7 protein-coding genes and 1 pseudogene are annotated in these 11,300 nt (G+C 73.0%); 3 read left to right on the top strand and 5 right to left on the bottom strand.

Annotation, left to right across the window (positions count from 1 at the left end; all coding sequences use genetic code 11):
* Positions 1-267: 267 nt before the first annotated feature.
* Complete coding sequence (locus ACZ55U_RS04855; RefSeq protein ID WP_465522463.1) at positions 268-2,439, top strand: glycoside hydrolase family 9 protein; 2,172 nt, start codon at positions 268-270, stop codon at positions 2,437-2,439.
* 152 nt (positions 2,440-2,591) lie between these two features.
* Here the strand turns inward: ACZ55U_RS04855 and ACZ55U_RS04850 are convergent, their stop codons facing one another.
* The 5 genes from ACZ55U_RS04850 to ACZ55U_RS04830 all read right to left on the bottom strand — a co-directional run bounded on the left by ACZ55U_RS04850 (position 2,592) and on the right by ACZ55U_RS04830 (position 7,885).
* The gene (locus ACZ55U_RS04850; RefSeq protein ID WP_465522461.1) at positions 2,592-2,711 is read right to left on the bottom strand and encodes a hypothetical protein; all 120 of its coding nucleotides are present in this window, start codon (positions 2,709-2,711) and stop codon (positions 2,592-2,594) included.
* Between the two features lie 147 nt (positions 2,712-2,858).
* Entirely contained in the window at positions 2,859-3,929 is a 1,071-nt protein-coding gene (locus ACZ55U_RS04845) for an aldose epimerase family protein (protein WP_465522459.1), read from the bottom strand.
* Between the two features lie 76 nt (positions 3,930-4,005).
* Positions 4,006-5,511: an L-arabinose isomerase gene (gene araA / locus ACZ55U_RS04840; protein WP_465522457.1), complete on the bottom strand. Its 1,506-nt coding sequence runs from the start codon at positions 5,509-5,511 to the stop codon at positions 4,006-4,008.
* A gap of 20 nt (positions 5,512-5,531) precedes the next feature.
* Entirely contained in the window at positions 5,532-6,200 is a 669-nt protein-coding gene (locus tag ACZ55U_RS04835; protein WP_465522455.1) for an L-ribulose-5-phosphate 4-epimerase, read from the bottom strand.
* Entirely contained in the window at positions 6,197-7,885 is a 1,689-nt protein-coding gene (locus ACZ55U_RS04830; RefSeq protein ID WP_465522453.1) for a ribulokinase, read from the bottom strand. The genes ACZ55U_RS04835 and ACZ55U_RS04830 overlap by 4 nt, the downstream gene beginning before the upstream one ends.
* A gap of 1,105 nt (positions 7,886-8,990) precedes the next feature.
* Between ACZ55U_RS04830 and ACZ55U_RS04825 the strand changes: the two genes are divergently transcribed.
* Positions 8,991-9,920 (top strand): glycoside hydrolase family 11 protein, encoded by a 930-nt coding sequence (locus ACZ55U_RS04825; RefSeq protein ID WP_465522619.1) that lies wholly within the window; start codon positions 8,991-8,993, stop codon positions 9,918-9,920.
* Between the two features lie 294 nt (positions 9,921-10,214).
* Positions 10,215-11,126: pseudogene (locus tag ACZ55U_RS04820) on the top strand (non-reducing end alpha-L-arabinofuranosidase family hydrolase); the annotation flags it as partial.
* Between the last annotated feature and the right edge of the window lie 174 nt (positions 11,127-11,300).

Below are 11,300 nucleotides of genomic sequence, written 5' to 3'. Positions count from 1 at the left end.
AACCCCCGTCCGCCCACCCCCCCCCCCCCCCCCCCCCCCCCCCCCCCCCCCCCCCCCCTCTCCCCTCCCCCCCCCCCCCCCCCCCCCCCCCCCCGAGGTCCTGCAACACACCCCGCGGACAGCTCGCCTGACGTGACGTCAACAGCCGTTCTCGTTCGACGCCTTGACGCACCCCTCGCGAGGCTGGCTTGATGGAGCCCGTGGGAGCGCTCCCACTCGGAGGCCCCCACCTCCCGCAGCCACCCCCACCGAGGAAGGCCCCCACCCGTGCCTCCTGCCACCCCCGTTCGCGCCGTGCCGCGCCGCACGGCCGCCGTGCTCACCGCCCTCGCCCTGGCCGGCGGCGGCCTGACCGCCACGGCGGCCTCCGCCGGCGCGGCCACCCCGGCCGGCTCAGCGGCTTCGGCCGCCGCCGCCGACGTCCCCGTCCGGGTCAACCAGCTCGGCTACCTGCCGGACGGCCCCAAACGGGCCACCGTCATCAGCTCCGCCACCGCCCCGCTGGCCTGGCAGCTGCGGGACGCCTCCGGCGCGCAGGTCGCCTCCGGCACCACCGCGGTGCACGGCGCCGACCGGGCGTCCGGCCAGTCCACCCACCTGGTCGACTTCGGCGGGTACACCGGCACCGGCACCGGCTTCACCCTGGTGGTCGGCGGCCAGGCCAGCCACCCGTTCGACATCACGGCCTCGCTCTACGACGGCCTGCGCTCCGACAGCCTGTCCTTCTTCTACCAGCAGCGCAGCGGCATCGCGATCGACGCGTCGCTGGCCGGCGCCGCCTACGCCCGTCCCGCCGGACACCTGGGCGTGGCACCGAACAAGGGCGACACCAGCGTTCCCTGCCAGGCCGGGGTCTGCGACTACCGGCTGGACGTGCGCGGCGGCTGGTACGACGCCGGCGACCAGGGCAAGTACGTGGTGAACGGCGGCATCGCCACCTGGGAGCTGGTCAACTCCTTCGAGCGCGCCCACCGTTCCGGCGGCGACGCGGTGCTCGGCGACGCCACGCTCCGCGTACCGGAGCGCGGCAACGGGGTGCCTGACGTCCTGGACGAGGCCCGCTGGGAGCTGGAGTTCCTGCTGCGGATGCAGGTCCCGGCCGGCAAACCGCTGGCCGGCATGGCCTTCCACAAGGTGCACGACGACAAGTGGACCGCCCTCCCCACCAGGCCGGAACTCGACTCCGAGCAGCGCGAGTTGCACAAGCCCTCGACCGCCGCCACGCTCAACCTGGCCGCCACCGCGGCGCAGTGCGCCCGGGTGTACGCCCCCTACGACCAGGCCTTCGCCACCCGCTGCCTGGACGCGGCCAAGCGCGCCTGGGCGGCCGCCGAGGCCAACCCCTCGGTCCTCGCCCCATCGAGCGACAGCACCGGCGGCGGTGCGTACGAGGACTCCGACGTCTCCGACGAGTTCTACTGGGCGGCGGCCGAACTCCTCGCCACCACCGGCGAGTCGCAGTACCGGAACGCGGTGACCGCCTCGCCGCACCACACCAAGCCGGTGGACGGGTTCTGGTGGGGCGGCACCGCGACGCTCGGCCGGATCACCCTCGCGACCGTCCCGGGCGTCGCCCTGCCCGCCGAGGACGTGACCCGGCTGCGCGGCCTGCTGACCTCGGCCGCCGACCAGCACCTGTCCACCATGGCCGGACAGGGCTACCCGGTGCCGCTCGCCGCCGACGCCTACGTGTGGGGCTCCAACAGCTCCGTGGCCAACAACGCGATGGTGCTGGCCGTCGCGTACGAGCTGACCGGCGCGCAGCGCTACCGGGCGGGCGCGCTGGAGTCGCTGGACTACCTGCTGGGCCGCAACGCCCTGGACCGCTCGTACGTCACCGGCTACGGCGAACGCGCCTCCGAGAACCAGCACCACCGCTTCTGGGCGCACCAGAACGACGCCTCGCTGCCGCACCCGCCGGCCGGCTCCTTCGCGGGTGGGCCGAACGCGGGTCTGGAGGACCCGGTGGCCAAGGCGCAGCTCGCCGGCTGCGCACCGGCCGCGTGCTACATCGACGACATCGGCTCGTACTCCACCAACGAGGTGGCGATCAACTGGAACGCCTCGCTGGCCTGGCTCGCGGCCTTCGCCGCGGAGCGCACCAGCGGCGGCGGCACCCCGACGGCCTCGTGCGCCGTGACGTACGGGGTCGGCACCTCGTGGGGCAACGGGTTCACCGCGACGGTGACCGTGAAGAACACCGGCACCTCGACGGTCTCCGGCTGGACGCTCGGCTGGAGCTTCGCGGGTGACCAGCGGGTCACCTCCGCGTGGAACGCCACCGTGACCCAGTCGGGGAGCGCGGTGACCGCCCGCGACGCGGGCTGGAACGGCGTCCTCGCACCGGGCGCCTCCGCGAGCTTCGGCTTCCAGGCGACCTACTCGGGCAGCAACGAGGCGCCCGCCCGGTTCACCCTCAACGGCGCCGCCTGCGCCTGAGCGCCCGGAGGAGTGAACGGCCCGGCCCCGTCCCGCCGGACGGGGCCGGGCCGTTCGGCTCCGTCCCCCCGGTCAGCCGCGCGGGCGCCCGACGGGGGCGAAGGACGGGGCCGGTTCGGCATTCTGCAGCGGGGGCGGCCCTGCTCGGGCCATCAGGTGGCGGCCGGCGGGTCGACGACGCCGTACTCCGGGTCGATCGTGCCGCCGGGGAGGTTGCGGTTGCACTGCCCGTCGGGCCGGCCGACGGTCTTCACCCGCAGGTGGGCGTCCACGAGCGGGGTGCCGGTGTCGGCGGTGGGCCGGTTCCCGACGCCGCGGCCGGGCGGGGTCGCACCAGGTCTGCGGGTCGCCGGCGCACGTGCCGGGCGGCGGGGTCCGGCCGCCCCTCCCGGACGGGCCAGGCGGCCCCGGGGCCGGGGTCACTGCGCCGAGAACCGGTAGACCGTGGTCGACTCGTACCGCTCCCCCGGGCGCAGGACGGTGGAGGGGTACGAGGCGACGTGCGGGGAGTCCGGGAAGTGCTGGGTCTCCAGCGCGACGCCCGCGTACTTCCCGTAGGGCCGGCCGCCCGGGCCGGTGAGGGTGCCGTCGAAGTGGTTGCCGGTGTAGACCTGCACGCCCGGTTCGGTGGTCAGGCAGTCCAGCCGCCGGCCGCTGCCCGGGTGGTGGAGGGTGGCGGCCGGCCGCAGGCCGGTGCCGGGGCGGAGCACCCAGGTGTGGTCGAACCCGTCCCCGGCCAGCCGGACCTGCGGGTGCACGGCGGAGAGCCGGCCGCCCAGCCCCACCGCGGTGGTGAGGTCGAACGGGGTCTCCTTGACCGGTTCGGGCGCGCCGAGCGGGATCAGGCCGGGGTCCACCGGGAGGTACTCGTCCGCCTCCACCCGGAGCAGGTGGTCCAGCACCGGTCCGCTGCCCTCGCCGGCGAGGTTGAAGTAGGCGTGGTTGGTCAGGTTGACCACGGTGGGCGCGTCGGTCTCGGCCCGGTAGGAGATCGTCAGCTCGCCGGTGCGGTCCAGCAGGTAGCTGACCGTCACGTCCAGTGCCCCGGGGAAGCCCTGGTCGCCGTCGGGGCTGTGCAGTTCCAGCCGGACCCCGACCCGGTCGCCCTCGGTCAGCGGGGTGCCGGTCCACAGCCGGGTGGCGAAGCCGTCCGGGCCGCCGTGCAGGGTGTGGCCGTTCTCCTGGGGCGCCAGCCGGTGCACGGTGCCGTCCAGCGGGAGTTCACCGCCCGCGATGCGGTTGCCGTACCGGCCCACGGTGGCGCCGAGGTAGGCCGCCTCGCCGAGCATGTCGGCCGTTGATCCGCCGCCCAGCACCACGTTGGCCCGGTGGGCGTCCCGGTCCGGGGCGTGCAGCGACTGGAGCCGGGCGCCGAGGCTGAGCACCTCGGCGGTGACGCCGTCGGAGGCGCCGAAGACCCAGCGGTCGACGGCGCGGCCGTCCGGCAGCTCGCCCGCCGGGCGGGCCCGGACGGTCAGGTCGGCGGTCATGATGGTGCTCTCCTTCGTGGAGGTGCCGGCGGGGTGGCACCCGTCCTGGGTGCCGCCCCGCGCGCGGAACGCGTGCTCAGAAGCCCTGCGCCAGGCGATGGTACGCCTGGTTCCAGCGCAGTTCCCGGGTGAACCGGCGGATCGTCGTACCGCCGTCGATCAGCACCAGCTCAGTGCCGAGCATCTCCGCGAGGTCCTCCAGGTGCTCGGCGCCGAGCGCGCCGGTGAGCACGGTGTGGTGCGGCGCGCCGGCGGCGAGCCAGGCCTCGGCGGAGGTCCGGAAGTCCGGCCGCGGCCGCCAGACCGCGCGGGCCACCGGGAGCTGGGGCAGCGGCTCGGCCGGGTCGACCACGTCGATCTCGTTGGCGACCAGCCGGAAGCGGTCGCCCAGGTCCGCCAGCCCGACCACCACGGCCGGGCCGGGCGCGGCGTCGAAGACCAGCCGGACCGGGTCCTCCCGGCCGCCGATGCCCAGCGGGTGCACCTCGCAGGTCGGGGTGGCGGCGGCGATGCTCGGGCAGACCTCCAGCATGTGCGCGCCGAGGATCAACTCCCGCCCGGGCTCCAGGTGGTAGGTGTAGTCCTCCATGAAGGAGGTGCCGCCGGGCAGGCCGGCGGCGGCCGCCTTGAGGGTGCGCAGCAGGACCGAGGTCTTCCAGTCGCCCTCGCCGCCGAAGCCGTAGCCGTCGGCCATCAGCCGCTGCACGGCCAGGCCGGGCAGCTGGCGCAGCCCGCCGAGGTCCTCGAAGTTGGTGGTGAAGGCGCGGAAGCCGCCCGCCGTCAGGAAGGCGCGCAGGCCCACCTCGATCCGGGCGGCGTAGCGCAGCGACTCGTGCCGCTCGCCGCCGGGGCGCAGGGCGGGGGCGAGCCGGTAGGCGTCCTGGTACTCCTTGACCAGTTCGGTGACCTCGGCGTCGGAGGCGGCGTCGACCGCCTCGACCAGGTCGTTGACGCCGTAGGTGTTGACCGAGACGCCGAACCGGAGCTGAGCCTCGACCTTGTCCCCCTCGGTGACGGCGACGTCGCGCATGTTGTCGCCGAACCGGGCCAGCTTGAGGGTGGCCAGCTCGGCGCGTCCGACGGCGGCGCGAGCCCAGGACCCGATCCGGCGGGTGGTGACGGGATCGCTGACGTGTCCGGCGACGGTCTTGCGGGCGACGCCGATCCGGGACTGGATGTAGCCGAACTCGCGGTCGCCGTGGGCGGCCTGGTTCAGGTTCATGAAGTCCATGTCGATGGTGGCCCAGGGCAGTTCGACGTTGGCCTGGGTGTGCAGGTGGAGCAGCGGCTTGCGCAGGGCGTCCAGTCCGGCGATCCACATCTTGGCCGGGGAGAAGGTGTGCATCCAGGCGATCAGGCCGACGCACCCGTCCGCCGCGTTGGCGTCGAGGCAGACCCGGCGGATGGCGCCGGCGTCGGTGAGCACCGGCTTCCAGACCACCGTGACGAGCAGCTCCGCCGAGCTTTCCAGGGCCTCGGCGATCCGCTGGGACTGCTCGGCGACCTGGCGGAGCGTCTCCTCGCCGTAGAGGCCCTGGCTGCCGGTCAGGAACCAGACCTCGCGGCCTTCGGTCGACGTCATGATGGGTGTCTCCTTGCTGGTCAGCGAGCGGGCTGCTGGCCGTACACGTTCTGGTAGCGGAAGTTGAGGCTGTCGATGTCGGCCTGGGCGATCGGCAGCGGTTCGCCGAGCTGGCGGGAGATGTGCACCGTGCGGGCGACGTCCTCGCACATCACGGCGGCCTTGACGGCGGCCTTGGCGTCCTTGCCGATGGTGAAGACGCCGTGGCTCTTCATCAGGACGGCGGGCGAGCGGTGGCCGCGCAGGGTCTCCACGATGCCGCGGCCGATCGAGTCGTCGCCGATCAGCGCGAACGGGCCGACCGGGATCTCCGCGCCGAACTCGTCGGCCATGGCGGTCAGGACGCAGGGCACGGCCTCGCCGCGGGCGGCCCAAGCACTGGCGTAGGTGGAGTGGGTGTGCACCACTCCCCCGACCTCGGGCATGTGCCGGTAGACGTAGGCGTGCGCGGCGGTGTCGGAGGAGGGGGCGTAGTCGCCCTCGACCACGGTGCCGTCCAGGTCGCAGAGGATCATGGACTGGGGCGTCAGCTCGTCGTAGGAGACGCCGCTCGGCTTGATCACCATCAGGTCCTCGCCCGGCACCCGGGCGGAGACGTTGCCGGCCGTCCAGACCACCAGGCCGTAGCGGACGAGTTCCTGGTGCAGGTCGCTGACCTGCCGCCGGAGCAGGTCGATCGGGTCGCTCATGATTCCTCGCTGTTCTGCGTCAGGGCGGCGTTCCGGATGTTCCGCAGGCGGTGGAGCTGCTTGTCGGCGGGGGTGCCGAAGTGCTCGTGCAGTTCGCGGTACTCGGCGTACAGGGCGTCGTAGGCGTCGGCCCGGGCCTGGTCGGGCCGGTAGGCGGCGCGTTCGACCCGGCCCATCGCGGCGGCCGCGGCGCGCACGTCGGGGTGGGCGCCGGCCGCGACGGCGGCGTGGATGGCGGAGCCGAGGGCGGGGCCCTGGGTGGAGACCGCGAGCGAGACCGGGCAGCGCAGGACGTCGGCGTAGATCTGCATCAGCAGCGCGTTCTTCTTCAGGCCGCCGGTGACGATGAACTCGGTGACCGGGACGCCGCCGTCCCTCAGCGCCTCGACGATGGTGCGGGTGCCGAAGGCGGTGGCCTCCAGGAGCGCCCGGTAGACGTCCTCGGGGCGGGTGGCCAGGGTGAGCCCGACGAGCACGCCGGAGAGGTGGTGGTCGACCAGCGTGGAGCGGTTGCCGTTCAACCAGTCCAGCGCGACCAGGCCGTGCCCGCCGACGGGCTGGGCGGCGGCCTTGCGGGTGAGCAGCTGGTGGGCGTCCTCGCCGGTGGCCTCGGCCTCGGCCAGGTAGTCGGCGGGCAGGCCCTGGCGTAGCCACCAGGCGAAGATGTCGCCGACGGCGCTCTGCCCGGCCTCGTAGCCGTACGCGCCCTCGACGATGCCGCCGTCGACCACGCCGCAGATCCCGGGGACGTCGGCCAGGGTCGCGCCGTTGACGACGTGGCAGGTGGAGGTGCCCATGATGGCGAGCAGCCGGCCGTTCTCGACCGCCTGGGCGGCGGGGGCGGCGACGTGGGCGTCGACGTTCCCGGCGGCGACCGCGATGCCCTCGGGCAGTCCGGTCCAGGCGGCGGCCTCGGCGGTCAGCGAGCCGACCCGGGAGCCGAGGGGGGAGAGCGGGTGGGCCAGCCGGGTGCGGGCGAAGTCGGCGAAGTCCGGGTTGAGGGCGGCCAGGTACTCCTCGGAGGGGTACTCGCCCTCCTGGAAGACGCCCTTGTAGCCGGCCGTGCAGGTGTTGCGGCTCTCGGCGCCGGTGAGCTGCCAGACGATCCAGTCGGCGGCCTCGATCCAGCGTTCGGTGGCGGCGTAGACGCCCGGGTCCTCTTCCAGCAGCTGCAATGCCTTGGCGAACTGCCACTCGGCGGAGATCTTGCCGCCGTAGCGGCCGATCCACTTCTCGCCGCGCTCGTGGGCGAGCGCGTTGATCCGGTCCGCGTGGCTCTGGGCGGCGTGGTGCTTCCAGAGCTTCGGCCAGGCGTGCGGGCGGTCGGCGAGGGCGGTCTCGGCGAGCGGGGTGCCGTCGGCGGTGACCGGCAGGACGGTGCAGGCGGTGAAGTCGGTGGCGATGCCGATCACGGTGGCCGGGTCGACGCCGGATGCGGCGAGCGCCGCGGGGACGGCGGTGCGCAGCACCTCGCGCCAGTCCTCGGGGTGCTGGAGCGCCCAGTCGGGCGGCAGCTTGTGGCGGGTGCCGGGGAGTTCGGTCTCGATGACGCCGTGCGGGTACTCGTGGACGGCGGTGCCGAGTTCCTCGCCGTCGCTGACCCTGACCACCACGGCACGGCCGGACAGCGTGCCGAAGTCGACGCCGACGACGTGGCGCTCCGGGGAGTCGGAGGTTGGTGGCACGTTCACGTCCTTCGTAGCAGTTCTGGTTCTCTGGTCGCCGGCCGCCGGGCCGGGTCCGCGACGGTGCGGGCCCGGCGGCCGGTCTTCCCGTCCGGGGTGGACGGGGCCGCACGCCGGGCGGGCCGAAGCGGGTGGGCCGGTCCGGTGTGCGGGCCGTGGGGTGGGGATGCCCGGGGGCGATGAACAAGGCAGGTTTCCCTCGGGTGCATTGTTAACGCTCACAATTGGCCGCGACAAGAGCCCCGGGGCGCGTTACCCAATCTTGACCACGCCGCTCCGGGGCCGGGCGCCTGACTGTTCACACTCCCACTCAGGGCCACGCCGGAGCGGCGGGCTGTGGGCCGCGCGCCGCCGGGCACCGGACGCGCCCTTCCTGTCGTCTTTTCGGTGAGGACGCCTGAACAACACGTAACGCTCCGAACAAGTCCGGACGGAGATGGGCCGGCCCGGATCGCCGCCGGCCGGCCGGCGCGATGAGATCCGCACCGCCTCCACCCGCACCGCCTTCACCGCGCGGCTTCCACCCGCGCGGCTTCCACCCGCGTGGTGACCGACCCCGGCGGAGCGCGCCCGCGCGACAACGCGACGCGCTCCGCCGGCGTGCCCTCCCCACCGGCACTCCACCGACTAGCGGCGGACCCGCCCCCGCCTGACATCGAAACTTTCGAGACAGTTCGAGCGAAAGTCTATCCGCCAATCGGCACCAGTCGCATCGGAATTGGCAAAGAGCCCATCAAGCGCTCGGGGCTTCCCTCACACACCATCCGCCTGACCTGGCGATTTTCTGGCAGGGATGCATCCAAGGACGACCGAACCTGTCGCTCCTTGTGTCGAAAGTGTTGACAGCCCGTCAAGCGCAGGCCAACACTGGCGCCGTCGACAAGTCCGAACCGCCTTGGATCCGGGCCGTGTTCGCCCACCGACGTCGGGGTCAGCGACGTCGACGACGAGTCGACCCCGTGCAGCCCCTCGCGACGCCGTCCGGCCGACCCCTACGCGGCGTCGGTGGCGCGGGCCGCATCCCCCACCCCACCCTTCGGCAGGACGGATCACTCCTGTGAACTCCCCCCACCTCAAGAGCCGCACGCCCAGCCGCTCCCGGCGGATCGCCGGCAAGGCGCGCCTCCTCGCGCCGGCCCTCGCGGCCGTCCTCCTGCTGCCCGGCACCGCCGAGGCCGCGACCGTCACCACGAACCAGACCGGCACCGACGGCGGGTACTTCTACTCGTTCTGGACCGAGGGCACCGGTGCGGCCTCGATGTCCCTGAACGGCGGTGGCAACTACGGCACTTCCTGGAGCAACGCCGGCAACTTCGTCGCCGGCAAGGGCTGGAGCACCGGTTCGCGCAACCCGGTGACGTACTCGGGCACCTGGAGCACCAACGGCAACGCCTACCTGTCGCTCTACGGCTGGAGCACCAACCCGCTCGTCGAGTACTACATCATGGAGAACTACGGCTCCTACAAGCCGACCGGCACGTACAAGGGCACCGTCACGAGCGACGGCGGCACGTACGACATCTACCAGACGACGCGCTACAACGCCCCGTCCATCGAGGGCGTCAAGACCTTCAACCAGTACTGGAGCGTCCGTCAGTCCAAGCGGACCGGCGGCACCATCACGGTCGCGAACCACTTCGACGCCTGGGCCCGGTACGGCATGAACCTCGGCACCATGAACTACGAGATCATGGCCACCGAGGGCTACCAGAGCAGCGGCAGCTCCAACATCACGCTCGGCTCCTCCGGCGGAGGCGGCGGCACGGGCGGCAGCTGCACCGCGACGCTCTCCGCCGGCGATTCGTGGAGCGACCGCTACAACCTGAACGTCGCGGTCACCGGGTCCAGCACCTGGAAGGTGACCGTGAAGGTCCCCTCCCCGGAGCAGGTCAGCGCGACCTGGAACGTCAACGCCTCCTACCCCGACGCCCAGACCCTCGTCGCCACCCCCAACGGCTCGGGGAACACCTGGGGCATGACCATCGCGAAGAACGGCAGCACCACCTGGCCGACGGTCTCCTGCAGCACGAGCTGACCTCCGGACCGCCTCACCTCACCACCGGGGCGCTGCGGCCCCCCAGCCGCCGCGCCCCATCCCCCACCGGCACGGCCGTTGACGGCTCCCGCTTCCCCGCGACGGCGCACCCGAGTTTGTTAGCGCTCACACGAACGCCGGAACGGCTGTACGACGAGTCCACCCGCTCACAGAGGAGGTCCCATGCACGGACGAAATCCCCGCCGCAGGCGGCTGTCCGCGGCGCTCACCGCCGCGGTCGCGGCCGTGGCGGCGCTGGCGGCGACGCTGGTCGCCGCCCCCGCCCAGGCGGCCGGAACCTGCGCGCTGCCGTCCACGTACCGGTGGACGTCGACCGGCGCCCTGGCGCAGCCGGCGAACGGCTGGGCATCGGTGAAGGACTTCACCAACGTCGTGTACAACGGCAAGCACCTGGTCTACGCCTCGAACGTGTCCGGCTCCTCGTACGGCTCGATGGCGTTCACCCCCTTCACCAACTGGTCGGACATGGCCTCGGCCAAGCAGGTCGGGATGGGCCAGTCCGCGGTGGCGCCCACGCTGTTCTACTTCGCGCCCAAGAACATCTGGGTCCTGGCCTACCAGTGGGGCCAGTGGCCGTTCATCTACCGCACGTCCAGCGACCCGACCGACCCCAACGGCTGGTCCGCGCCGCAGCCGCTGTTCACCGGCTCCATCCCCGACTCGGGCACCGGCCCGATCGACCAGACCCTGATCGCCGACGGCCAGAACATGTACCTGTTCTTCGCCGGTGACAACGGCAGCATCTACCGGGCGAGCATGCCGATCGGGAACTTCCCGGGCAACTTCGGCTCCTCCTACACCACGGTCATGACCGACACGGTGAAGAACCTGTTCGAGGCGCCGCAGGTCTACAAGCTCCAGGGCCAGAACCAGTACCTCATGATCGTCGAAGCCCGTGGCGCCAACGAGGAGCGCTACTTCCGCTCGTTCACGGCCTCCAGCCTGAACGGTTCGTGGACCCCGCAGGCCGCCACCGAGAGCCGGCCCTTCGCGGGCAAGGCCAACAGCGGCGCCGGCTGGACCAACGACATCAGCCACGGTGACCTGGTCCGCGACAACCCCGACCAGACCATGACCATCGACCCCTGCAACCTGCAGTTCCTCTACCAGGGCAAGTCCCCGACCGCGACCGGCCCGTACGACCAACTGCCATGGCGGCCGGGCGTCCTGACGCTCCAGCGCTGACCTGTCCGGCAGACTCCGCACCGCATCGGGGAACACCGGCCGGCCTTCGGCTGGGGTTCCTCCGTCGCGCGGGCCGGCCCGGCAGGCCGCCGGGGGGGGGGGGGGGGGGGGGGGAGGGGGGGGGGGGGGGGGAGGGAGAGGGGGGGGGGGGGGGGGGGGGGGGGGTGGGTGAGG

The sequence above is a fragment of the Kitasatospora sp. NPDC034533 genome (assembly GCF_055575155.1).
Note: the sequence above shows the minus strand (reverse complement) of the source record. Positions and strands in the feature narration are given on the sequence as shown.